The organism is Gilliamella sp. W8136 (assembly GCF_016101285.1).
In the GTDB taxonomy this organism is placed as follows: domain Bacteria; phylum Pseudomonadota; class Gammaproteobacteria; order Enterobacterales; family Orbaceae; genus Gilliamella; species Gilliamella apicola_N.
This window is the reverse complement of sequence record NZ_JACFQU010000006.1, coordinates 49,420-74,862: the sequence shown is the minus strand read 5'-3', so window position 1 is coordinate 74,862 and position 25,443 is coordinate 49,420. Positions and strand designations below refer to the sequence as shown.

Genomic DNA, 25,443 nt, shown 5'->3' with positions numbered 1-25,443 from the left:
ACAAGTTTACATATAGTATTATTTACGATAATTAGCGGTAAAAAATATTTTTAAACATAAAATAGCGGATTATTATGATGAATTGGGTTGATATTACAATTATAAGTATTATTGCTTTTTCAGCTTCAGTTAGTATCGTTCGGGGTTTTATAAGAGAAGCTTTATCTCTTGTTAGTTGGGGATTAGCTTTTTTTATATCGGGTCATTTTTATACTTACATCACGCCATACTTGACCTACTTTGATAGCGACATCATTCGTATTGCAGTAGCAATTACTATCCTTTTTTTTGCTACATTATTAGTATGCTCTGTTGTTTCTTATGTTATTGGCCAATTAGTTCAAAAAACTGGCTTATCCGGTACTGACCGAGTTTTAGGTATCTGTTTTGGAATATTACGTGGTATTTTAGTTGTTGCAGCATTACTCTTTTTCATTGATACCTTTACGCCATTATCAAAATCACCTTATTGGACCCAGTCACAACTTATTCCTCATTTTCATTTTATTATTCGTTGGTTTTTTGATTATATCCAAAATTCATCATCTTTTTTAGTTCATTAAGTTTGAGGTAGTCATTATATGTGTGGTGTTGTAGGTATTGTAGGAAGTGGTACAGTCAACCAATCAATTTATGATGCATTGACTGTGTTGCAACATCGGGGACAAGATGCTGCAGGTATTGTTACAATTGATAATCAAAATCGCTTTCGTATGCGTAAAGCTAATGGTCTAGTTAAAGATGTATTCCAAGAACATCATATGCAGCGTTTACAAGGTAATTTAGGAATTGGCCATATACGTTATCCAACAGCTGGAAGCTCCAGTCCCTCGGAAGCACAACCGTTTTATGTCAATTCACCGTATGGCATTGCTCTTGCTCATAATGGTAATTTAACTAATACCGATAAACTGCGTAATAAAGTTTTTGAGTTAGCTAGGCGTCATATCAATACTAATTCCGATTCAGAAGTTTTACTTAACATTTTTGCCAGCGAACTCGATAAATTTCCAACTTACCCTCTTAGCCCAGATAATATTTTTACCGCAATTCATAATGTACATACGATTATTAAGGGGGCCTATGCTTGTGTAGCAATGATTATAGGACATGGTTTGGTTGCTTTTCGAGATCCTTATGGAATCCGTCCGTTAGTTATTGGTAGAAGAGTTTTAGAAAATCAAAAAATCGAATATATGGTTGCCTCAGAAAGTGTGGCATTAGATATTCTTGATTTTGAGTTTATGCGTGATGTTGATCCTGGCGAAGCGATTTATATCACTCAAGATGGGCAATTATATTCACAGCAATGTTCAGATAATCCTCAATATTATCCATGTATTTTTGAATATGTTTATTTTGCAAGACCGGATTCATTGATGAATGGTGTATCTGTTTATCAATCTCGCATTTCAATGGGGCAAAAACTAGGGCAAAAAATAGCAAAGGAATGGAAGAATGTTGATATTGATGTTGTCATACCTATTCCAGAAACATCGTGTGATGCAGCGCTTGAAATAGCAAGAATATTAAATAAGCCTTATCGACAAGGATTTGTTAAAAATCGTTATGTTGGACGAACATTTATTATGCCGGGACAAACGGCACGTAAACTTTCCGTAAGAAGAAAACTCAATGCAAATCGTATTGAATTTGAAGGTAAAAATGTTCTCTTAGTTGATGATTCAATCGTACGAGGTACTACATCAGAAAAGATTCTTGAAATGGTTCGCTCGTGTGGTGCGAAGAAAATTTATTTGGCTTCTGCCGCACCAGAAATAAGGTATCCTAATGTTTACGGTATTGATATGCCTGTTGCAAGCGAATTAATTGCATATAATCGAACCGTTGATGAGATAGCTAAAGATATTGGTGCTGATAAACTTATTTTCCAAAACCTTTCTGATTTAATTGATTCAATTAAAATCCTAAATCCAAACATAACCCATTTAGAATGCTCTGTTTTTAATGGGAAATATATTACCGAAGATATTGACGATGAATATTTGTCTTCGTTAGAAATAAACAGAAGTGATAAGATTAAGTTAACACTATCTAAAGAATCAGAAAATCTAGAAATTTATAATGAAGGTCAATAAAAAAACATCTAAAATGAAAGAATGTTAAAAACAGATGAATTATTAGACGGTTTATCTGTTTTTTATTATCCAATCAATTTGTCACACACTCCCAATCATAACAAAAAAGTAATTTTGAATTAATTATTACAACGTTTATTAAGTTAAACAATTAGTTTACTAAAGTCACATTATTATTCTTTTCATTTAACTCAATGAAAAATAATAAATTTATCTTTATTTACAAAAATAAAACAAAATTAATGTAAATTTATTTTGATTTATGACAATTTTGTAATATCATTCCTCCCGTATAAAGGGTTTAAAATAATTTTAAAATCCTTAAAAGAAAACATGGAAAGAAAACAAATTTGAAGCACTTTTTATCAGAATAAATTGACAATAAAAATTTAATGGTAGATGGCTTTATTAACAAATAAAAAAAGAACTTGTTACTGCGTAGCATTGTGTCGGTGAAATATAAGGAATAATTAAGATGAGAAATAATCTTAATTTAAAAGTTATCTCTACACTAATTATCATGGCTTTAGGCTGCCAGATGAGTTGGGCAGCCGATGATACTGTTTCTGAAACAGTAACAGCTGTTGATAGTAATAAAGTGATCGAGTTAAAAGATGGTACCAAAGTACGTGAAATGGTTAATAACCAACAACGTAGCTTATATCAAATAGCACTTTTAAGTGGCGTCTCTGTCTCAGAATTAAGAGAGATAAATGCTGGGCGTTATGACAAAAAAGATATGGTAGAAGTCGGAGAGCGTTTAGTGCTCCCTGAGAATTCTCCAATATTGCCTGCACTGAAAAAATCAGATTCTGATACTCAAGATAAATATGCTCATTTACCTAAATTAGGTTCGGATGATAATTATGACGTTAAAGCTGATAAAGATGCTTTAGCAAGTCAAGTTGCATCAACTTTACAGACTTTAGCTACTCAAGATTGGAAACAAATTACCTCTTCTGAAAATGGTGGCATCTCTGGGCATGTAAAAAATAAAGCAAAAGATTATGCTGAAAATTATGTCCGTAATAGTGTAAGAAACCAAGTTGTTGATCCACTAAAAGGTGCTGCACAAGATTTTTTAGGGCAATTTGGTACAGCGCAATTACAGTTTGATATAAGTGACACCGGTTCATTTAATAATATCAATGCTAAATTATTTAGCCCATGGTACGACACCGAAGATACTTTGATCTTTACTCAATTATCGTTTCAAGAATATGAGCATAATCGACGTATTGGTAACTTCGGTATTGGACAACGTTGGGATGTAGCTGATAAAACATGGTTATTAGGCTATAACGTATTTTTAGACCACGATTTTCAACGCTCTCATAACCGTTTGGGTATTGGTGCTGAAGCTTGGACAGACTATATGAAGTTTGCCATTAACTATTATCACCCTTTATCTGATTGGAAAAACTCAAGGGATTTTGATGATTATTTAGAACGTGCAGCAAGAGGTTTTGATGTGCGTTTCCAAGGATACTTACCACAATACCCACACTTAGGTGGTTCATTGATGTATGAACAATACTATGGTGATAAAGTCGCATTATTTGGTAAAGATAATTTGCAAAAGGATCCTAGAGCTATCACTGCGGGTATTGATTATACACCAGTCCCTCTATTTACGGTAAAAGCTGAACATAAACGCGGTCAAGATAGTAATAAAGAAACCAAAGCAGAATTAACCATGAACTACCGTATCGGAATGCCTTTAAAAGACCAGTTAGATCCTGATATGGTTCAAGCCGCTCGATCAGTTAAAGGTAGTCGTTATGATCTTGTCGATCGTAATAATTACATTGTTCTTGAATATAAAGAAAAGAAAATGAGTGTTGATTTGGGACTTGAATCACTGCAATTATTGGAAGGTGAGACTTATGATGTCAGCATTGGCGTTCATAATGCTAAAGGTATACGCAGTGTCTCATGGTCTGGTGATATGATGGAAATTGATGCGGGCGGTGGTTTCTTTTGTTTTGCAACAGGAACCTGTGGTTCTTCTAACTGGTTAACGCCTAATGCCAATATTAACAATTGGAAAATTGTCGCACCTAATTATGTTGATTCTAATGGTCAACGTCGTCCTATAAATACTAAGGGTAAATATACGTTAGCCGTAACAGTTACTGACGAAAAAGGTAAATCTGCAACATCTAACTCGATTTCATTTGAAGTATTACCAAATCTAAATACGCGTAAAATTGGGGTCTGGGTAGTAGATGAAAACGGAGATAAGGCTTCAATGGCTAGCAGACCTGCGGATGGTCAAAGCGCAATTACTATTTTTGCAACATTAGTTAAACCTAAAGTAGACATTGGTTCTATTACCTCTGAAAACGACGTAGATGGTTTTAGTGATGAAGAAGTAATGGATAGTATACCTGATAATTTTGCATCAGTATTAAAAGGGTGGTCAGCTACAAGCAATGGTAAAAAAGTAGCTTTAATTGACGGTACATCGGGTAATGTGGATGCCTGCCCATCACAGGAAACTTGTGTCATTGTAAAAGGTTTTGAAAAAGTTAAGATGGGACATAAAGTATCTTCTAATGCTGCAACGGCTGCTGATATTGAAGTAGTTGGGGATAGCTACATTTTAGATGTTGCTTCTAATCTCGCTGGTACTGTTGATTTTGCAATTACCGTTGATAGATTTGGAACTTCTTTCAATAAAGCTACCGTTAATTTTACGGGTGGACAAGCTAATACCATTAAAGTTTACCAAGAGGGTGGTGTATTAGTGGCTACAAGCACAGGTAATTCATTGCAGTTTGATCCAAATGCTATTAAAGAATGGAAAGTTGATAGTAAATATCATGTGAAAGGTTATGATGTTAATGGTCAGGAACTTAAAGATCCGTTTGTTGTTTGGTCACTTGTTGGTTCCAATGAAGAGGCTTGTCCTGGCAGTGCTGCAACTTCTCCATTACCAGGTCATGCACAAAATCCAAATGGTCCTTGGTTTAATGTTGCTATGGGACCTAATGCAGATTACAAGATAAGAAGTAAGAAAACGTTGAGTTATGCATCAGCAGGTAAAGGTATTGATGCTGTTGCTAACGCACCTGCTCATTTGGATTTACAACCATCGGTTATACCTTCACCATTAGCATGTGCGGGGGATCAAGGATTTAAATTGCAAGTAACGATTACAGATTATAACTAACTAGTTAGTGTGTATTGTTCAGGTGATATAAAAGTATGGTTATAGGTTTTAGGCTAACGAATGATTTCGGTGGCCTATATTTGGGAACACCAACAAAAGTGTTGTATTCAAATCAATACAACATATTTAATTTAAAAATAAAAATAGGAAGTTAAACATGAAAAATTTAACAATCAAAAAAATTGCATTTGGCTTGTTATTAGCAGGTTATGCTTCAAGTAGCGCTTTTGCAACATTAACTGCAACAACTAACCAACCAATACAAGGTAGTGCACCTGTACTTTCTAAAGTAAATGGCCTTGCATTGCATACTGTTACCGTAACATTTACAACTGATGCTGAAGGTAACACTGAAATTGAAGCAACTGACAACGTTAAAGTCGGTAACTATATGAAAATTTCGTATAAGGTGCTGGATGATGATGGTGATTTAGATCAGGAAGATATCATTAAGACAGTTACTCTCTATAAAAGAGAAAAAGATAATGATGGCCAATATACTTCTTGGAAAGAAATAGATGCTAGCGTTCTTAGCGCTGCTAAAGTTATCACTGGTGACAGTCAAAATGGTCAACAATTAAATTCTATTATTATTCCAATTAGTGATGATTTTGCTGGTGCAGATCAAATTGGTTTTAAATTACAAGAACGTACTAAATATGGTGCACCTAGCGTAAATCAATGGATAAGTGTATCCGATGTTTGGTCATCAGAACTCCCAGAAGTATCTACAGATGGCACTGAACCAGCTGGACTACCTTCTGATCCAAAAGGTCCAGGTGATAAAGCACCCGGTAAAGGTCCAATTGTTAGTGATACCTTTAAAGTTGGTATCTTCAAATACGACGACAAGGATATCTTAGATACTAAAGTTAACTATGCTAAGATTGATGCTAGTACCCCTACCCCTAAATATGGTGATAAATTCGGTGCTGTAGTATGGAATGATGCTGATAAAAATGGCAGTATTGATGATGGTGAGTTGATTAAAACTTCAGCGTATACATATAAATGGACTCTTTACGGTACCTATGAACAAGTTGATGCTACTAATGATGCCTTAGAATCAACCAAGACAACAGCTGATGGCGATACTATTCTCTTAGGTCGCAAAGCAGCAAATGAAACTCATAACTCAATGTATAACACAACCTATAAAGCTGGTGCTCAAGGTTATCACTTGAAAGTTGAAACCAACGAGTAAATATAAGTTAGTATTTTTATAAGTAGTAGTAATTGCTTAAAAAATTGTTAAAACCACTCATATGAGTGGTTTTTCTTTATTACTTAAAAATATTTATTCATGTATGGTTTATGTAAATCATTTGAATAAAAATAAATCGGTACATTATAATGTTATGAGTGATAAAAACTTATATTTTTAGTTTTTAAGATAGTTTATATAACTTTATTATATGATTTAACATCACGATTATTAGTCAAATAAAATTAAAAAGTGAAATGATTCTTCTTATTTTTAAATGGATGCTTTAGAATGCTAATAATCCCAAATAATATTAATTTATCATGATTATTCCTTGGCAAAATCTTAACCCACAAACGTTAGATAACATAATTGAATCCTTTGTGTTACGTGAAGGTACCGATTATGGTTTACAAGAAAAATCCCTCCAAGAAAAGGTTACTCAAGTAAAATCTCAGTTAATTGATGGAACTGTGGCAATCTTTTGGTCTGAGTTACACCAAACAGTTGATATTAGACTTGTTAAATAATGGCTAAAATCCTTATTGCTTAGTATATGATTTATTGTTCAACTTTGTTATAGTGTGTAAGTTGTAAATTGAATGGAGAGGAAGGAATAATGATTGGTAAACAGCAAACGGATACAACATTAGAGTGGTTTTTATCTCATTGCCATATTCATAAGTATCCAGCTAAAAGTACCCTTATTCATCAAGGTGAGAAAGCAGAAACTCTCTATTATATTGTAAAAGGCTCTGTAGCCGTATTGATTAAAGATGATGAAGGTAATGAAATGATATTATCTTATTTAAATCAAAATCAATTTTTAGGTGAATTAGGTCTTTTTGAAGAAGGAACAGAGCGAAGCGCTTGGGTTAAAGCAAAAACAAGTTGTGAAGTTGCTGAAATCTCTTACAAAAAATTTAAGCAACTTGTTCAAGTCAATCCCGATATTTTAATGAAACTTGCGAGCCAAATGGCTAGCAGATTACAAGTAACATCAGAAAAAGTCAGCAATTTAGCCTTTCTTGATGTTGCTGGTCGTATTGCACAAACCTTATTAAATCTGGCTAAACAACCGGATGCCATGACACATCCTGATGGTATGCAAATTAAAATTACCCGTCAGGAAATAGGTCAGATTGTTGGATGTTCTCGTGAGACTGTTGGCCGAATTTTAAAAATGCTTGAGGATCAACATTTAATTTCTGCTCATGGTAAAACTATTGTTGTTTACGGAACACGCTAAGTGATTAAACAAATATTTAATGACAAGTTGATAAAATGATTTATATGACACGGCATATTTCATGATTCAAGAAAGATACATTCCTAACCATGTAGCGATTATTATGGATGGAAATGGTCGCTGGGCACAGCAACGAAAACAATTACGCGCAGTTGGGCATAGAGCCGGTTTAAAAGCCGTACGTAAAATTGTTACCTATGCTGCAACTCTTGGTATAAAAGTTTTAACGCTATATGCTTTTAGTAGTGAAAATTGGAAACGCCCAGCGAATGAAGTTTCTGCTTTAATTTCTTTGTTTATTTATGCTTTGAATCGTGAAATGAAAAGTTTACATAAAAATAATGTTCGATTAAATATTATTGGTGATATTTCCCAATTTAATGATGATTTGCAAAATATGATTATTAATGCAGAACAATTAACAAAAAATAATTCTGGATTAGTTTTGAATGTTGCTGCTAATTATGGTGGTCGTTGGGACATTTTACAGTCAACTAAAAAAATGGCTAAACAAGTCTTTGATAGAAAAATAACGTTAGATGATATTACTGAAGAACGATTTAACTCGGAAATGAGTATGCATGAGTTTCCTGAAGTGGATTTAGTTATTCGCACTGGTGGTGAATATCGAATCAGTAATTTTTTATTATGGCAGATCGCTTATTCTGAACTTTACTTTACTGATGTTTTATGGCCAGACTTCAATCAAACGTTATTTGACAAAGCAATTGATGTTTTTAATACCAGAGAGCGACGTTTTGGTGGTATACCTATAGAGGAACATTCATGTTAATTCAACGATTACTTGCAGCAATTGTGCTGATTCCACTTGTGATTATTCTACTTTTTTTTACGCAACTGTCGATATTCGCTTGTATCATGATTGCTGTTGTCACTATAGCTGCATGGGAGTGGTCTCAGTTTTTACATATTACTAATAAGCATTCAAGATTAATGTTTGCTTTTTTTATTGCGATTATATTAGCTTTATTATATTTTATGCCAATCTCTTTGGAGCTAAAATCCAAGCTGTATAATATTATATTATCATTTTCAATTATCTGGTGGTTAGTTGCATTATTCTTAGTTATAAGTTATCCCAAAACCTTACATTATTGGTCTAACGTTGCTGTAAAATTAATTTTTGCTTTTTTTACATTAGTTCCATTTTTCCTTAGTATGATAGAGTTAAGATCCATTAACTATCATTCAAATTGTTATACAGGCGCAATCTTGTTGTTATATGTATTTGTGCTAGTATGGGCAACAGATACTGGAGCTTACTTTGCTGGACGAACTTTTGGTAAACGAAAATTAGCCCCAAAAGTTTCCCCAGGTAAAACTGTAGAAGGTTTCATTGGTGGTGTTAGTGTCGCGATTTTAATTAGTTTGATTGTTTATTGTTCAAATCTATTCAATATAAAATTTAACGTTTTTTTTATCAGTTCTTTTTTTGCTATCTTAGTCTCAGTATTAGGTGATTTAACTGAAAGTATGTTTAAACGCGAGGCAGGCATTAAAGATAGTGGTAATTTAATACCAGGACATGGCGGTATTTTAGATAGAATTGACAGTTTAACAGCCGCAGTTCCAATTTTTACAGTACTATCTTTATACTTATCATAGAGAGGTAATATATTTTGCTCTGGCCGTTGCTGCTATTTATCATTACTATGGGTATTTTAGTCACTGTACATGAATTTGGGCATTTTTTTATTGCTCGTTTATGTGGTGTTCATGTTGAATGCTTTTCAATTGGTTTTGGTAAAAAAATATGGTCACATAAATTTTCAAGTGGAACTGAATTCGTAATTGCTATGATTCCTCTTGGTGGTTATGTTAGAATGCTCAATGAAGATACAAAAAAAACTTCAATCCATGATGAGAAATTTGCTTTTAATAGAAAAAAAATCTGGCAAAAAATGGCAATTATATTCGCAGGACCTTTTGCCAACTTTGTTTTAGCTGCGATAATTTATTGGATCATTTTTTTAAATGGAGTAATGGTTTATCCCGTAAAAGTAAAAGATACTATCGCCAATACTCCTGCTTCTACATTGTATATTCCTTATGGAGCAGAGTTAAAAAGTATTGATAATATTAATATTAAAAGCTGGAATGATGTAAATTTAGCCTTGATATCTGTATTAGGTAAAAATAGTGTATCTTTATCTTATATTGATACAGATAATAATGGTAATCCGATAGAAGTAACAAAGAGTGTTGATATTAGCCATTGGAATTTTGATATAGAGAAAGAATCATCCATTACGGCATTTGGTTTTCTTCCTAAAACGTTGGAAGTTTATCCAATTGTAAGTAAAATTGTACCAAAATCGGCTGCAGAAAAAGCTGGGTTACAAGTAGGTGATGAAATTATCAGTTATAATAGTCATCTTTATACAAATTGGAATGATTTTTCTGCTGAAATAAAAAAAGCGAATGCAATGGTATTAAAGGTTAAGCGGGGTAATAGTGAAATTGAGCTTAATTTAATACCAACAGTTCAGAAAAATGGTGAAGGTGTAGCTGGTTTATATCCTTCTTCAGAGGCAGTAGTTAAGCAATACGGTTTTTTAGAAGGACTAGGTAAAGGTATTGAGCAAACAGTATTAACGACAAAAGTAACTGTAGGTTCACTATATCAATTAATAACAGGTGTTATTGGCCTTAAACATTTATCAGGGCCTATAACAATAGCAAAAAGCGCAGGGCAAACAGCAAGTTATGGTTTCACACCTTACTTATATTTCCTAGCATTTATTAGTGTAAGTTTGGGTGTTATCAATCTTGTACCATTACCAATATTAGATGGTGGGCAACTTGTCTTTTTATTGCTTGAAAAGATAAAAGGAAAAGCCTTATCAGAACAAACCCAAGAACGATTATTTCGCATAGGGTTTTTTTTATTAATATTAATAATGGGAATTGCACTATTTAACGATTTTTTACGATTGTGATGGGATGAGGTTATAAACATTTACAATGAAAATAAATAAATTACTTATAGCATCTTTGCTGTTCAGTGGTACAGCAATGTATAGTTCCAACGCATTTTGTGTTGATGATTTTATAGTAAAAGATATTAAATTTGAAGGTTTGCAAAGAGTTACTCCTGGTGCCGCATTGCTTGAAATGCCTGTTCAAGTTGGCGATTATGTCAATGAAGCGGACTTAGGGCGTATTATCAAATCCCTTTATGCTAGTGGTAATTTTGATAATATCAGTGTTTCCCGAGATGGTAGTAAATTGATTATTCATGTTCAAGAGCGACCAACTATTGCGAGTATTACTTTTTCTGGTAATAAATCAGTAAAAGATGATATGTTGAAAAAGAATTTAGATAGCTCTGGTATCCGGGAAGGCGAAGCATTAGATCGTACAATGCTTTCGGCAATTGAAAAAGGTTTAGAAGATTTCTACTATAGTGTTGGTAAGTATAATGCAAAAGTTAAAGCTGTAGTTACCCCATTATCTCGTAATCGTGCAGATTTAAAATTGGTCATTGCAGAGGGTAAATCGGCATTGATTGATCAAATCAATATTGTTGGTGCTAAAGCATTTTCTTCAGAAGAACTTATTTCACGTTTTTCACTACGTGATGAAGTTCCATGGTGGAATATGCTTGGAGATCGAAAATATCAGAAACAAAAATTGGCTAATGATTTGGATGAATTACAAAGTTTTTATCTAAATCGTGGTTATGCTCGTTTTAATATTGATTCCACACAAGTTAGTTTAACACCAGATAAAAAAGGAATTTACGTAACAATTAATATCCATGAAGGTGAACAATACAAGTTATCTGGTCTTGATTTCAAAGGAAAATTTGCTGGGCATAAAGATGCGATCGCCAAAATAGCTAATGAGCGCGTATCAGTTGGAGATTTATATAATGGTAAGAAAATAACCGATATCGAAGATAATGTTAAACGCTTACTTGCTAATTTTGGTTATGCTTACCCTAGAGTCATTATTCAACCAGAAATGGATGATTCTAAACATACTGTAAAACTTATCGTTATGGTTGATGTCGGGCAGCGTTATTATGTTCGTAATATTAAGATTGTTGGTAATACAGTAACAAGTGAAAGTGTTATCCGCCGTGAGCTTCGTCAAATGGAAGGCGCATGGTTAAGTAACGGGTTAGTTGAGTTAGGTAAGGAACGCTTAAATCGATTAGGTTTTTTTGATACTGTCGAAGCGAATACTGAACGAGTGCCAGGAATAGATGATCAAGTTGATATCGTTTATAAAGTTTCTGAGCGTAACACTGGTAGTATTAAATTTGGTGTGGGTATCGGTTCGGATAGTGGTGTTAGTTTTAATGCCGGTATTTCGCAAGATAACTGGTTAGGTACCGGTAATAGCGTATCATTTGATATTAACACTACTGATACGGATAAAACTGCCTCTGTTTCAATTGTTGATCCTTATTTTACTGTTGATGGCGTAAGCTTAGGTGGTAGTGTTTACTACAATACTTATAAAGCAGATGATGATGATGATGAGTCAGAATACTCAAGTAAAACATGGGGTGCATCAGTAAATTTAGGATTTCCAATTAGCGAAAATAATTTCATTCGCTTTGGTACTGAATATGCCAACCATAAGCTCTCTGATATGAAAGCTCAATATGGAATGTGGCGTTATTTTGAATCTATGGGCGAAAAGATGAAGAATAGACGTTCTATTTCTTTCGATACTAATGATTTACTACTAAATGCTTATTGGACGTATAATTCATTGGATCGAGGATTTTTCCCTACTGATGGTTTAAAAGTGACCGCTAGCGCAAAAGTAACCGCGCCTGTATTTGATAACCGATTCTACAAAGTAGTCACCGATGCTTCCTATTATTATCCATTTGATTCTGAACATCATTGGGTTTTCTTAGCTCGAGGTCGCTTCGGTTATGGTGATGGTTTTGGGGGTAAAGAGTTGCCATTCTATGAGAACTTCTATGCTGGTGGTTCAACTGTACTGCGTGGTTTTAAAGCCAATACTGTTGGTCCTAAAGCGGTTTATTTTAATAGTGATAATGGTTGTAGTGGTTTAGATAATACAAGTAAATGTAAAAGATCAAAAGATGCAGTCGGAGGTAATGCATTAGCATTTGCAAGTACTGAATTGATTGTTCCGACTCCATTTGCTGGAGAAAAATATACAGATAGCATTCGTACTTCCGTATTTTTTGATGCAGGTACAGTATGGGATACTGAGTGGAATTTTAAGAACAAGGATATTCCAGATTATAGTTCACCTTCTGACATAAGAATGTCAGCAGGATTGGCTGTTCAATGGATGTCACCATTAGGCCCATTAGTCTTTTCTTATGCTCAACCTCTTAAGAAATATAATGGTGATTCAGCTCAACAATTCCAATTTAATATCGGTTCGACATGGTAACTCCATGTCAAAATTAATAAATAGACATAGGTGAAGAAAGTGAAAAAAATTATATCTGTTCTTAGTATAAGTGCTGCATTACTGTTTACTGGTATGGCAAATGCAGAAGTTAAAATCGGTGTTATTGATGTAATGTCTGTATTACAAAATATGCCTCAACGAGAAGCGGTTGGGCAAGCTTTGAATAAAGAATTTGAAGTTAGAGAGAAATCATTGCGTGAAGAAGAAAAGAAAGCTAGCGATGCGGCAGCTCGTTTAAAGAAAGATGGTTTAACATTATCAGCGTCTGAAAAAACAAAGTTAAATAAAACAATTTCAGATTTTGAAAATAAAGCAAAAGCATTTACAACAGATTACCGCAAACGAGAATCAGAAGAAGTGGGTAAACTATTAACTAAAATCCAAGAAGCTGTTAAAAGTATTGTTACTACAGAAAAATACGATCTTATTTTAAAAGCAGAAGCTACATTATCAGCATCGGATGCGGTAGATATCACTAATAAAGTATTGGAAAAGGTTAAAAAATAATGTTTGCTTTCCGTTTAGAACAGTTGGCTAAACAACTTGATGCAAAGTTACATGGTGATGGTAATATCACTATCACAGGTATTGCATCAATGAAAAGTGCAGTATCTGGTCAAATTACCTTTTTGTCTGATAAAAAATTGCAGAATAATTTATCAGAATGTAAAGCTTCTGCCGTAGTAATGACAGAAGAAAGTCTTAAGTATTGGCAAGGTGCTGCATTAATTGTAAAAGATCCTTATTTTACTTATGCAAAATTAGCTCAGTATCTTGATACAACACCTGCACCAGCTAAAGATATAGCGGCATCAGCAGTAATTGATTCATCTGCTCAGTTAGGTAGTAATATTTCAATTGGAGCTAATGCTGTTATCGAAAGTGGTGTTACATTAGGTGATAATTGTGTTATTGGTGCGGGTTGCTTTATTGGTAAAGATACAAAAATAGGTGCAAATACAAAATTATGGGCTAATGTCACGGTTTATCACAACTGTATTATTGGCGATAATTGCTTAGTGCAATCAGGAACGGTAATAGGAGCGGATGGATTTGGTTACGCTAATGATAAAGGAAACTGGATTAAAATCCCTCAATTAGGACGTGTTGTCATTGGCAATAATGTAGAGATAGGTGCATCAACCACAATAGATAGAGGTGCGCTGGATGATACGGTTATAGGTAATGGTGTTATTATTGACAATCAATGCCAAATCGCTCATAACGATATAATTGGTGATCATACCGCAGTTGCGGGAGGCGTTATTATGGCTGGTAGCTTAACTATTGGTCGTCACTGTCTAATCGGTGGAGCAAGTGTTATTAATGGACATATGGAAATATGTGATCAAGTAACCGTTACTGGCATGGGAATGGTGATGCGTCCTATCACTGAACCTGGTGTATATTCATCTGGGATCCCACTACAAGAAAATAAAGTATGGCGAAAAACCGCTTCGTTAGTGTTACATATTGATGAAATGAATAAACGTTTGAAAGCGCTTGAGAAGAAACTATTAAATGTCTCGACGTAGACGTTTACGGTCGGTATAATGCTCGCCTATTTTATAAATTTGTTGGCTCAATTATCAATTTAAAATAATCATGAGCAGATATTATTCAATAATTTCGAGGTATAAAGATGCAAGTTTCGGTGGAAACAACAAAAGGTTTAGGTAGACGTTTATCAATTACCATTAAATCAGAAGATATTAAAAAAGCAATTGATAAAGAGCTGATTAATACTGCAAAAAAAGTACGAATTGATGGTTTCCGCAAAGGAAAAGTACCTTTAAAAATTGTTGAACAACGCTATGGTGCGTCGATTTTACAAGATGCATTAAGTGACTTAATGCAAAAAAATTTCATTGAAGCGATTGTTCAAGAAAAAATAAATCCAGTAGGTGCACCAACTTATACTCCAACAGAATATAAAGATGGAGAAGATTACACCTTTACTGTTGAATTTGAGGTTTACCCTGAAGTTAAAATCAAAGATCTAGATAAGATCGAAGTTGAAAAACCAGTAGCCGAAGTTGTTGATGCTGATGTTGAAACTATGATTGAAACATTACGTAAACAACAAGGGACTTGGAAAGAAGTTGATCAATCAGCTAAAGAACAAAGTCGTGTAACTTTAGATTTTGTTGGCCAAGTTGATGGTGAAGAATTCGAAGGCGGGAAAGCTAATGATTTTGTATTAGTATTAGGTCAAGGTAGAATGATTCCTGGGTTTGAAGATGCTATTTTAGAGCATAAAGCTAATGACCAATTTGATATTAACGTAACATTCCCAGAAGATTATCATGCCGAAAATTTAAAAGGTAAGCCTGCAGTATTTTCTGCAACATTGAAAAAAGTGGAAGAGCTTGAACTTCCAGAGCTTACTGAAGATGTCATTAAACGGTTTGGTATCGCAGATGGTACAGTTGAAAGCTTACGTATTGAAGTACGAAAAAATATGTCGCGCGAACTTAATGCAACTATTCGTAATAAAATTAAAGCACAAGTTATTGATGGTTTAGTTAAGAATAATGAAATTGATGTACCTGCTGCATTAGTAGAACGCGAAATTGATGTACTCCGTCAACAGGCTGTATCACGATTTGGTGGAAACATGAAGCAACCAATCGACCTTCCGAAAGAATTATTCGAAGCTGAAGCTAAACGCCGTGTATCAGTTGGTTTATTATTTAGCGAAATTATTGAAAGCAATAAGATTAAAGCTGATGATGCAAAAGTTAAATCATTAATTGATGAAATTGCCTCTGCTTACGAAGATCCTAAAGAAGTTTTAGAATATTACAGTAAAGATAAGAAAGCGATGGATAACATTCGATCTGTAGCGATTGAAGATCAAGTAGTTGATTTATTATTAGCTAGTGCTAAAGTAACCGATAAAAACTACTCGTTTTCTGAATTAATGAATCAGCAAGTGGCTTAATATCTATACACTGCTTCATTAAAAAAAAAGATTACTTTTAAGCCCAAATAAGAATTATCTGTTTGGGCTATTTTGTTTAATTAGGAGATAAAAATGCCTTTAGAACCATATATGGGTGTGATTCCAATGGTTGTTGAGCAAAGCTCTCGTGGAGAAAGAGCTTACGATATATATTCACGGTTATTAAAAGAGCGAATCATCTTTTTAACAGGACAAGTTGAAGATAATATGGCTAACTTAATTATCGCTCAAATGTTATTTTTAGAAGCTGAAAATCCTGAAAAAGATATCCATTTATATATAAATTCACCAGGTGGTGTTGTTACAGCCGGACTGGCCATTTATGATACTATGCAATTTATAAAACCCGATGTTAGCACAATTTGTTTGGGACAAGCATGTTCAATGGGATCATTGCTTTTGACTGCCGGAACAAAAGGTAAACGATATTGCTTACCTAACGCTAGGGTAATGATTCATCAACCATTAGGCGGTTTTCAAGGACAAGCTTCCGATATTCAAATACATGCACAAGAAATCTTACAAGTAAAAAGCCGTTTAAATAATATTTTGGCAATGCATACTGGTCAAGATATTAGTGTAATTGAAAAAGATACAGATCGTGATAACTTTATGTCTGCCGAAAAAGCAGTTGAATATGGTTTAGTGGATGCCATATATAGTAAACGTTCATAATAAATTAGCTAGGTGGTAAAAGTGAATAATGAAAGCTCAGAAAAATTACTCTATTGTACTTTTTGTGGTAAAAGTGAACATGAAGTTCGCAAACTAATTGCAGGACCATCATCTATTTATATTTGTAATGAGTGTATTGGGCTATGCAATGATATTTTAAAAGAAGAGACAAAAAGTTTTCTCTCACATGAAGAATTTAATAGTAAACCATTACCAACTCCTCATGAAATTCGAAACCATCTTGATGAATATGTTATTGGTCAAGAAAAAGCAAAAAAAGTATTATCTGTAGCTGTTTATAATCATTATAAACGTTTACGTAATTATGCAAGTCATAATGATGTCGAATTAGGTAAAAGTAATATTTTATTAATTGGTCCAACCGGTAGTGGTAAAACATTATTAGCTGAAACTTTAGCTCGCTTTTTAGATGTTCCTTTTGCGATGGCAGATGCAACAACATTAACAGAAGCAGGGTATGTTGGTGAAGATGTTGAAAATATCATCCAAAAATTATTACAGAGTTGTGATTATGATATTGAAAAAGCACAACGTGGCATAATTTATATTGATGAAATAGACAAGATTTCAAGAAAATCAGATAATCCTTCAATCACAAGAGATGTGTCTGGAGAAGGTGTTCAACAAGCCTTATTAAAAATTATTGAAGGTACTATTGCCTCTGTGCCACCCAAAGGCGGACGTAAACATCCTCAGCAAGAATTTTTACAGGTAGATACCTCAAAGATTCTGTTTATTTGTGGTGGGGCGTTTAGTGGCTTGAATAAAGTAGTAGAAAATCGAGTATCTGTTAATACTGGTATTGGCTTTGGAGCTGATGTTAAAAGCAGTAAAAATATGGCAACGGAGTCTGAGTTACTCGCTCAAGTTGAAGCTGAAGATTTAGTAAAATTTGGTTTGATTCCTGAATTTATTGGTCGATTACCCGTTATCGGTACATTATCAGAATTAGACAAAAATGCCTTAATTAGTATTTTAACTGAACCTAAAAACGCTTTAACTAAGCAGTTTGAAGTATTATTTAGGTTAGATGGAGTTGAATTAGAGTTTACTGAAGATTCATTAAACGCTATTGCAATAAAAGCGTTGCATCGTAAAACAGGAGCTCGAGGTTTACGTTCTATTGTTGAAAATATTTTATTAGATACAATGTATGATTTACCATCTATGAAGAATATTAAAAAAGTTATTGTTGAACAAGAAACAGTAGAGAAAGCCCAAGCACCAGCTTTAATTTACCGAGAAGATGTTGAGTTGTCAGCTTAACTATGAAGATGCTTGTTATTGTTGAAACTTTAACAAGCATGATCTAATTTATATTATATCTAATTACATGTAGATATTGTCAAAATGTTTAAGGAATAGTATATATTTGACTCATAACAATAGGCTTGAATATCTAAAATCAATCCCAATATCAACATAATGGGTTTGTACTATTAGAGAGAAAAAAATGAAAACAAAACAAACTAAACAAATGATTATGCCTATTTTACCATTACGTGATGTTGTGGTATTTCCACATATGGTAATTCCTCTCTTTGTTGGTCGAAATAAATCGATACGTTGTCTTGAGAGCGCAATGGAAATGGACAAACAAGTTTTCCTTGTTACTCAAAAAAATCCATCACAAGATGATCCAGATGTTGATGATTTATACGAAACTGGGACTGTTGCCAATATTTTACAACTGCTTCAACTTCCAGATGGAACAGTAAAAGTTTTAGTTGAAGGTGTTGAACGAGCTAAAATTGTTGATATTTTAGAACAAAAAGAAGACGACTTTTTTATTGCCAATATCGAAACATTGCATGAAAAAAACAAAAATGATGATTTAAATGAAGCTTTAATGCGAGTTGTACTTTCTAATTTTGATGATTATGCAAAACTGAATAAAAAGGTAACACAAGAAGTTGTTGATTCAATTCGTTTGATTAAAGAGCCTTCACAACTGGCTGATTCTATTGCCGCTACATTATTTTTGAAAGTAGAACAAAAGCAAGAATTACTGGTTACAGCTAATTTGGAAAAACGTTTTGAGTTACTCATTTCATTGATGGAATCTGAAATCGATTTATTGCAAGTTGAAAAAAATATTCGTCAGCGTGTTAAGCAACAAATGGAAAAAGCGCAAAAAGAGTATTATCTCAATGAGCAAATAAAAGCAATTCATAAAGAATTGGGTGATATCGATAATAAACCAGATGAATATGAAGAGTTAAAAAATAAAATTACCAAAGCTAAAATGCCACAAGAGGCAACAGAAAAAGCTTTGGCTGAACTTAATAAACTCAAAATGATGCCTGCAATGTCTGCTGAAGCAACTGTAGTCAGAGGATATATTGATTGGATGATACAAATTCCGTGGCATAAATGTAGCAAAGTTAAAAAAGATATTGAGGGCGCTCAAAAAATTCTAGATAAAGATCATTATGGTTTAGAAAGAGTTAAAGATCGTATATTGGAATATTTAGCTGTTCAAGGTCGAATTAATAAAGTCAAAGGACCTATATTATGTCTAGTTGGACCTCCAGGTGTAGGTAAAACGTCTCTAGGCCAATCTATTGCTAAAGCAACAGGGCGTAAATATGTCCGAATGGCATTAGGAGGGGTTCGTGATGAGGCAGAAATTCGTGGACATAGAAGAACTTATATCGGCTCTATGCCAGGTAAATTGATTCAACGTATGGTAAAAGTTGGTGTCAAAAATCCATTATTTTTATTGGATGAAATTGATAAGATGGCATCGGATATGCGAGGCGATCCTGCTTCTGCGTTGTTAGAAGTACTTGATCCGGAACAAAATAATGCTTTTAGTGATCACTATCTTGAAGTTGATTATGATTTATCTGATGTAATGTTTGTTGCTACTGCTAATTCGATGAATATTCCAGCACCATTGTTAGATCGAATGGAAGTTATTCGTCTTTCAGGCTATACAGAAGATGAAAAATTAAATATTGCTAAACAGCATCTTATTACTAAACAAATAGAGAATAACGGGTTAAAACCAAAAGAAATTAGTATAGATGATTCAGCTATAATTGGAATTATTCGCTATTATACTCGAGAAGCAGGGGTTCGTAGCTTAGAAAGGGAAATAGCAAAAATTTGTCGTAAAGTTGTAAAACAATTAGCTTTAAATAGCAAGTTGAAAAAAGTGACGATAACTCAGGATAATTTAAAAGATTTCCTAGGAGTACAACGATTTGATTATGGTAAAACCGATAATGAAAATCGAATTGGGCAAGTTATTGGTCTTGCTTGGACTGAAGTAGGCGGTGATTTACTTACAATTGAATCAGTTAGTGTACCGGGTAAAGGTAAATTAACTTATACGGGTTCATTGGGTGATGTGATGCAAGAATCTATTCAAACCGCATTGACAGTGGTTCGTTCTCGTGCTGAAAAGTTAGGTATTAATGGTGATTTTTACGAAAAACGTGATATTCATGTCCATGTACCCGATGGGGCGACACCGAAAGATGGTCCAAGTGCAGGTATCGCTATGTGTACATCATTAATTTCAACGTTAACAGGTAATCCTGTTCGTTCTGATGTTGCTATGACTGGCGAAATTACTTTAAGAGGGGAAGTATTACCTATTGGTGGTCTTAAAGAAAAATTACTTGCAGCACATAGAGGTGGAATTAAAACGGTTGTTATACCGATGGATAATGTGAAAGATCTAGAAGAAATTCCAGATAATGTTAAAGCTGAAATTGATATTTGCCCAGTAAAATGGATTGATGAAGTAATAACAATTGCATTACAAACTAATCCGTTTGGTATAGAACTTGAACAAGATAAAATTAGTTTAAAACATGCAGCTAAAAAGGCAACTAAACAAATAAAATCTAAAATTCCAGTTCAGACACAATTAAATTAATTGTATTTAATTTTAAAAAGATCAACTTAGTGTTGATCTTTTTTTATCTCTTAACGTTCCGATAATAGCCAATTTAGGTAAATATGCTATACTTGCCGAATTAATCTTTAGATATATGGAGAATCGCAAGAAATGATGGAGACAATCCGCACAGCTGCAAACCATATTGTAGTTAAAATTATTTTTGCAATAATTATTTTATCATTTATATTCACAGGGATAGGTTTCTTTGGGTTTGGGGGCGGTAATAATGCGCGTGATGCTCAACAATACATCGCAAAAGTTAATGGAGAAGGGATAAGTCGAGCACAATTTGAAGCTCAAGCAAGGGAAATTACTTCAAGTTCAGCTGGTGACCCTGCTTTTATCAAACAACTTCGCCGTAATGTATTATATTCACAAATAACGAATTTTTTATCTTATAAATTTGCTGAGCAGTTAAATGCAAATATTAGTAATGAAAGTGTCAAAGAATTTATCAAGAAACAACAGGTGTTTTTTGAAAATGGTAAATTTAGTAATAAAAAATATTTACAACTCATTTCTGAAAACGGCTACACACCTGATAATTATGGTGAAACCTTGAGAACCTATTTGCAACAACAACAAGTCATTAATGCTTTAGTGAACACAAGTTTTGTATTACCTATAGATTCAGAGTTAGCCAATTTAAAAGATCAAACAAGAACAGTTTATACATCAACTTTGAGCCCTAAAGTGGTAAATATGGATGATGTTAAAATTACTATTGAAGATGAAAAGAAATATTATGAAGAACATAAGAGCGAATTTTATCGAAAGGAAAGAGTTAAATTTAATTATATTTTAAATAAAAAATATAATTACATGGATAAAATTCGTGTAACTGATGAAGAAGTGCAAAAACAATTTCAAAAAAATAAAAAAGATTATTCTTTCCCTGAAAGACAAGCTTACAGTGTAATTTATGTCACTGATAAAGAACAGGCAGATGATATTATGAAAGATCTATCATCTGGTGGTAATTTTGAGACTATTGTTAAAACGGTTAATCAGACCGCTAGTACCTCTCCATATGGAAAGAATGGCTCATTGGGATGGTTTACTATGGATGATTCTCTACCTCAAGCATTTAAAGATGCAAATTTAAAAAAAGTTGGACAAATTTCTAAACCGATAAAAGTTGATGATGGTTATGTTATCGTCAAATTAGATAATGTACAAAAATCTAGAGTCATGGATTTTGATTATGCAAAACATATGATTACTTCAAAGCTAGAAGATGAAAAACTAAATGCTATATTTTATTCTGTAGAAAATAAAATTCAGGCTGCGGTAAACAAAAATCCTAATTCATTAGAAGCTATTGCAAAAGATTCTGATTTACATATTGTTAATTCAGATTGGTCTTATTACAATGATATCGCTACGATCTTACGATATCCTGAAGTTAGGGATGTTGCATTTGGTGATCAAATGATTGTTGATGGTCAAGCAACAGGTAACGTTTCGGAAATGATAACTGTTGGTCAAGGTATTGATATGATTGATTTTGTTATTCAAATTGTTGATTATCGTAAGGAAGGGATAGCACCTTTTGAAGAAGTCCAAGATGAAATTAATAAAAAACTCTATCAAAATATTGCTAATGAACGTTTTACATCGACTGTAGATAATATCTTAGTGCAATTAAACGAAACAGGTAGTTCGACAAATGTAAACTTTGCTCAAAGTTATAAACTTACTCGGGATTCAAAAGTACTGGATAAGAAAATTGTTGATATGGTTTTTGATTTGGTACCATCAATTACATCTAAAGGAGTTTTTGGTGTTCAATACTTAGATGATAAAAGTGCTGCTATTGTGGTATTAACTGGCGTAAAAACACCTAATGAACAGAAAGATATTTCGTCTGAATTATTACCATTATATATCAATAATATCTTTTTTTCCCTTACTGAAGATATTCGTTCCAAAGCTAAAATTGAAATTATGCCAGATGCTAATTTGTGATCCAAATCGTAAATTAATGCAAAATTCAGCAATAATGAAAAGTCACTTCGGTGACTTTTTTCATTTATGAAATTAATAAACGTTTAATATTTGATTAAATGAGATAGTTAAAAAGCATATTAATTGCATAACTATTTTTAAGAGGTTAATCAAATGAAACTATTTTCAATTTTTTGTATTTTATTATCAAGTATCACTTTTTCCGGATTAAGTTTTGCGGATAATTCATCTAATGAAGTAACTAAAAATGAAGTAACTAGAAAAGATCAGCAACAAATTATACAAGTTAATATTAATACAGCTACAGCAGAAGAGTTAGCTAAAGTTTTAACAGGTATAGGGATAAGTAAAGCCAGAAAAATTGTTGAATATCGTGAAAAATTTGGGGCATTTGTATCTATCGAACAATTGAAAGAAGTTTCCGGTATAGGTCAAGCTACGTTGGACAAAAATGTAGGTAAAATAGCGTTATAATTTTATTTTAAGCCGCCGATTATTAATATCGGTCGGCGATTATGACATATTAATTATTGATAGGATCAATATCAATACTCCATCTTACTTTTGATGTTTCATTCCATTTTTCTATATCAATAATAAGGTTATCTAAAATTAATTGTAATAATTGCCTATTTGTGTGTTGTAACAAAAGTTGCCATCGGTAATATCCTGCTTTTTTAGGTTGATTTGCTGGCATAGGACCAAGTTGCCATAAGGAATTATCACCATACTCTTTTAATCTGTCATGAATAAGTTGCAAAAACTTTTGTGCATGATGATTATTGCGATCAGCCGCACGAATTAATGCTTGATAACTGAATGGAGGTAATAGCGTTTGTTGACGTTCTTTTAAGGTCTGTTTAGCGAATTCTTGATATCCATTATTTAATAATACATTTAATAATGGATGCTCAGGATGATAGGTTTGTAATATTACTTCTCCTGTTTTTGTTTCTCGGCCAGCTCGTCCTGACACTTGAGTATAGATTTGAGCAAATTGCTCTGTGGCTCGAAAATCACTCGAAAATAAAGCTCCGTCGACATCTACAATACCAACTAATGTTATATCAGGAAAATGATGACCTTTAGCTAAAATTTGTGTGCCAACTAAAATATGTGCACCACCTTGCTGAATACTTTGTAAATAATTCTCTAATGATCCTTTCTTAGCTACTGTATCACGATCAATACGACTTATTTTAGTGTTAGGAAAAAGAAGCTGAAGTTGTTTTTCTAATTGCTCAGTACCAAAACCAACCGGAACTAAATGAGTTGAACCACATTTTGGACATTGTTTTGGAATTGCTCTTGGTGTATCACAGTAATGACAACTAAGTTTTTGTGATTGGTTGTGAAAAGTATATGGACGATCACAACGAGGACATTCCGCAATCCAACCACAATCATGACATATTAATAAAGGTGAATAACCACGCCGATTTAAAAATAACATGACTTGATTATTATTGTGTAAATGTATTTTTATTTGTTCAATTAAGGGTTGTGATAAGCCAGCTACAAGTGTTAAACCTCGAATATCTAAAATAGATTGCTTTACAGGTTTAGCATGGCCTGCACGTTTTGTTAATTGTAACAATTGATATCTATGATTTTTAACATTATTTAAAGTTTCTAATGAAGGCGTTGCAGAACCTAATAAAATAGGGATATTTTTAAGTTTTGCACGAATAATTGCTAAATCACGAGCATTATAACGCCATCCTTCTTGCTGTTTATAAGAACTATCATGCTCCTCGTCAACGATAATCATGCCTAAATTTTTAAATGGTGTGAAAAGTGATGAACGGGTACCAACAACAATGGCATTTTCTCCATTTTTGCTTCTTAACCAAACAGCTAGTCTCTGTTGATTAGTTAATCCAGAATGTAGAATATCTATTGGAGCATTAAATCGTTCTTTAAAACGTTTAATTGTTTGTGGTGTAAGGCTAATTTCAGGTACCAATACTAATGCTTGTTTACCTTTAGCTAATACATTAGATATTATATTGAGATAAACTTCAGTTTTTCCTGAACCAGTGACACCCTCTAAAAGAAATACTGCAAAATTATGACAATGATTATTGACTGTATCTATTGCATAGCATTGTTCTTGATTTAATTTAATCAAGTTTGGATTTGCAGAAAAATTTGCTTGCCATATTATATTATCTGCTTGGACATTTACGCGTGTTATTAGTTTTTTTTTCTCTAATTCATTATAGATAGTAGTGCTTACGTTGATAGAATCAACAGTATTGTCTCTAAATGATGATAATAATAATTTTTGTTTTGGTGTCCGTGATAATGTGGTCAGATCAATATTCTCTCCTAATTCTGTTAATTGCCAATGTGTGATTTGAGTTTTGTTAGCTTCGCGCCCTTGCCTTAATAAAACAGGCATCGCATGAAATAACACTTCACCAATTGGATAATGATAATAATTTGCTGCCCAATTTAATAATTGCCAGATATCTGGGGTAAAAAGAGGTTCGCTATCAATAATTGTAGTTATATTTTTTAAACTTTTAATATCAATATTGGTTTGTTGATCTATTTTAACAATAATACCTATGGCATTGCGGGTACCAAATGGAACTTTCACCCGCATTCCAATTTGGGCGGGCTTGGTTAAGTTATAATCATAAAGTTGGTAAAGTGGTACTGGTAAGGCAACATGAGCAATAAGCATTGATAATCACAACTATATTTAAAGAGAGTAATATTGTACGCAGTTTTTATTT

19 protein-coding genes are annotated in these 25,443 nt (G+C 33.3%); 18 read left to right on the top strand and 1 reads right to left on the bottom strand.

Going from position 1 to position 25,443, the window contains the following annotated elements; genetic code table 11:
- The first annotated feature begins 77 nt into the window (after positions 1-77).
- From H3T96_RS05040 to H3T96_RS04955, 18 genes are all read left to right on the top strand, one after another.
- Positions 78-563: a CvpA family protein gene (locus H3T96_RS05040; protein WP_144091763.1), complete on the top strand. Its 486-nt coding sequence runs from the start codon at positions 78-80 to the stop codon at positions 561-563.
- An 18-nt stretch (positions 564-581) separates the two neighbouring features.
- Positions 582-2,099 (top strand): amidophosphoribosyltransferase, encoded by a 1,518-nt coding sequence (purF, locus tag H3T96_RS05035; RefSeq protein WP_144091764.1) that lies wholly within the window; start codon positions 582-584, stop codon positions 2,097-2,099.
- A 475-nt stretch (positions 2,100-2,574) separates the two neighbouring features.
- A complete protein-coding gene (locus tag H3T96_RS05030; protein WP_144091765.1) occupies positions 2,575-5,274 on the top strand; it encodes an inverse autotransporter beta domain-containing protein in 2,700 nt (899 codons plus the stop codon).
- A 157-nt stretch (positions 5,275-5,431) separates the two neighbouring features.
- Positions 5,432-6,478, top strand: coding sequence for a hypothetical protein (locus H3T96_RS05025; protein ID WP_144091766.1), 1,047 nt, complete (start codon positions 5,432-5,434; stop codon positions 6,476-6,478).
- 323 nt (positions 6,479-6,801) lie between these two features.
- Positions 6,802-7,008 carry a YheU family protein gene (locus H3T96_RS05020; RefSeq protein ID WP_144091767.1) on the top strand — a complete coding sequence of 69 codons (207 nt, stop codon included), beginning with the start codon at positions 6,802-6,804 and terminating at the stop codon, positions 7,006-7,008.
- Between the two features lie 86 nt (positions 7,009-7,094).
- A complete protein-coding gene (crp, locus tag H3T96_RS05015) occupies positions 7,095-7,727 on the top strand; it encodes a cAMP-activated global transcriptional regulator CRP (protein WP_025316411.1) in 633 nt (210 codons plus the stop codon).
- A gap of 61 nt (positions 7,728-7,788) precedes the next feature.
- Positions 7,789-8,520: an isoprenyl transferase gene (locus tag H3T96_RS05010; RefSeq protein WP_144091768.1), complete on the top strand. Its 732-nt coding sequence runs from the start codon at positions 7,789-7,791 to the stop codon at positions 8,518-8,520.
- A complete protein-coding gene (locus tag H3T96_RS05005; protein ID WP_144091769.1) occupies positions 8,514-9,353 on the top strand; it encodes a phosphatidate cytidylyltransferase in 840 nt (279 codons plus the stop codon). Before H3T96_RS05010 ends, H3T96_RS05005 begins: the two co-directional genes overlap by 7 nt.
- A 14-nt stretch (positions 9,354-9,367) precedes the next feature.
- Positions 9,368-10,687: an RIP metalloprotease RseP gene (gene rseP, locus H3T96_RS05000; protein ID WP_144091770.1), complete on the top strand. Its 1,320-nt coding sequence runs from the start codon at positions 9,368-9,370 to the stop codon at positions 10,685-10,687.
- 25 nt (positions 10,688-10,712) lie between these two features.
- Positions 10,713-13,136, top strand: a complete 2,424-nt coding sequence (bamA, locus tag H3T96_RS04995; protein ID WP_144091771.1) for an outer membrane protein assembly factor BamA — start codon at positions 10,713-10,715, stop codon at positions 13,134-13,136.
- A gap of 39 nt (positions 13,137-13,175) precedes the next feature.
- Complete coding sequence (locus H3T96_RS04990; protein ID WP_144091772.1) at positions 13,176-13,664, top strand: OmpH family outer membrane protein; 489 nt, start codon at positions 13,176-13,178, stop codon at positions 13,662-13,664.
- A complete protein-coding gene (lpxD, locus tag H3T96_RS04985) occupies positions 13,664-14,692 on the top strand; it encodes a UDP-3-O-(3-hydroxymyristoyl)glucosamine N-acyltransferase (RefSeq protein ID WP_086326637.1) in 1,029 nt (342 codons plus the stop codon). The genes H3T96_RS04990 and lpxD overlap by 1 nt, the downstream gene beginning before the upstream one ends.
- A gap of 107 nt (positions 14,693-14,799) precedes the next feature.
- Positions 14,800-16,101, top strand: a complete 1,302-nt coding sequence (gene tig, locus H3T96_RS04980; protein WP_144091773.1) for a trigger factor — start codon at positions 14,800-14,802, stop codon at positions 16,099-16,101.
- Positions 16,102-16,194: 93 nt separating this feature from the next.
- Positions 16,195-16,797 carry an ATP-dependent Clp endopeptidase proteolytic subunit ClpP gene (clpP, locus tag H3T96_RS04975; protein ID WP_065737770.1) on the top strand — a complete coding sequence of 201 codons (603 nt, stop codon included), beginning with the start codon at positions 16,195-16,197 and terminating at the stop codon, positions 16,795-16,797.
- A gap of 12 nt (positions 16,798-16,809) precedes the next feature.
- Positions 16,810-18,084 carry an ATP-dependent protease ATP-binding subunit ClpX gene (gene clpX, locus H3T96_RS04970; protein WP_144091774.1) on the top strand — a complete coding sequence of 425 codons (1,275 nt, stop codon included), beginning with the start codon at positions 16,810-16,812 and terminating at the stop codon, positions 18,082-18,084.
- Positions 18,085-18,271: 187 nt separating this feature from the next.
- Positions 18,272-20,707 (top strand): endopeptidase La, encoded by a 2,436-nt coding sequence (gene lon / locus H3T96_RS04965; protein ID WP_144091775.1) that lies wholly within the window; start codon positions 18,272-18,274, stop codon positions 20,705-20,707.
- A gap of 132 nt (positions 20,708-20,839) precedes the next feature.
- Positions 20,840-22,699: a SurA N-terminal domain-containing protein gene (locus H3T96_RS04960; protein WP_144091776.1), complete on the top strand. Its 1,860-nt coding sequence runs from the start codon at positions 20,840-20,842 to the stop codon at positions 22,697-22,699.
- A 153-nt stretch (positions 22,700-22,852) separates the two neighbouring features.
- On the top strand, positions 22,853-23,173 hold the full coding sequence (locus tag H3T96_RS04955; protein ID WP_144091777.1) for a helix-hairpin-helix domain-containing protein: 321 nt from the start codon (positions 22,853-22,855) through the stop codon (positions 23,171-23,173).
- Positions 23,174-23,222: 49 nt separating this feature from the next.
- Here the strand turns inward: H3T96_RS04955 and priA are convergent, their stop codons facing one another.
- Complete coding sequence (gene priA, locus H3T96_RS04950) at positions 23,223-25,391, bottom strand: primosomal protein N' (RefSeq protein ID WP_144091778.1); 2,169 nt, start codon at positions 25,389-25,391, stop codon at positions 23,223-23,225.
- Positions 25,392-25,443: the final 52 nt, after the last annotated feature.

Coding starts and splice junctions, on each gene's coding strand:
- bamA (WP_144091771.1), top strand. CDS start 10,713: ATGAAAATAAATAAATTACTTATAGCATCTTTGCTGTTCAGTGGTACA.
- H3T96_RS05030 (WP_144091765.1), top strand. CDS start 2,575: ATGAGAAATAATCTTAATTTAAAAGTTATCTCTACACTAATTATCATG.
- H3T96_RS04960 (WP_144091776.1), top strand. CDS start 20,840: ATGATGGAGACAATCCGCACAGCTGCAAACCATATTGTAGTTAAAATT.
- H3T96_RS05020 (WP_144091767.1), top strand. CDS start 6,802: ATGATTATTCCTTGGCAAAATCTTAACCCACAAACGTTAGATAACATA.
- H3T96_RS04955 (WP_144091777.1), top strand. CDS start 22,853: ATGAAACTATTTTCAATTTTTTGTATTTTATTATCAAGTATCACTTTT.
- lon (WP_144091775.1), top strand. CDS start 18,272: ATGAAAACAAAACAAACTAAACAAATGATTATGCCTATTTTACCATTA.
- tig (WP_144091773.1), top strand. CDS start 14,800: ATGCAAGTTTCGGTGGAAACAACAAAAGGTTTAGGTAGACGTTTATCA.
- H3T96_RS05010 (WP_144091768.1), top strand. CDS start 7,789: ATGATTCAAGAAAGATACATTCCTAACCATGTAGCGATTATTATGGAT.
- H3T96_RS05025 (WP_144091766.1), top strand. CDS start 5,432: ATGAAAAATTTAACAATCAAAAAAATTGCATTTGGCTTGTTATTAGCA.
- H3T96_RS05040 (WP_144091763.1), top strand. CDS start 78: ATGAATTGGGTTGATATTACAATTATAAGTATTATTGCTTTTTCAGCT.
- clpP (WP_065737770.1), top strand. CDS start 16,195: ATGCCTTTAGAACCATATATGGGTGTGATTCCAATGGTTGTTGAGCAA.
- lpxD (WP_086326637.1), top strand. CDS start 13,664: ATGTTTGCTTTCCGTTTAGAACAGTTGGCTAAACAACTTGATGCAAAG.
- purF (WP_144091764.1), top strand. CDS start 582: ATGTGTGGTGTTGTAGGTATTGTAGGAAGTGGTACAGTCAACCAATCA.
- H3T96_RS05005 (WP_144091769.1), top strand. CDS start 8,514: ATGTTAATTCAACGATTACTTGCAGCAATTGTGCTGATTCCACTTGTG.
- priA (WP_144091778.1), bottom strand. CDS start 25,391: ATGCTTATTGCTCATGTTGCCTTACCAGTACCACTTTACCAACTTTAT.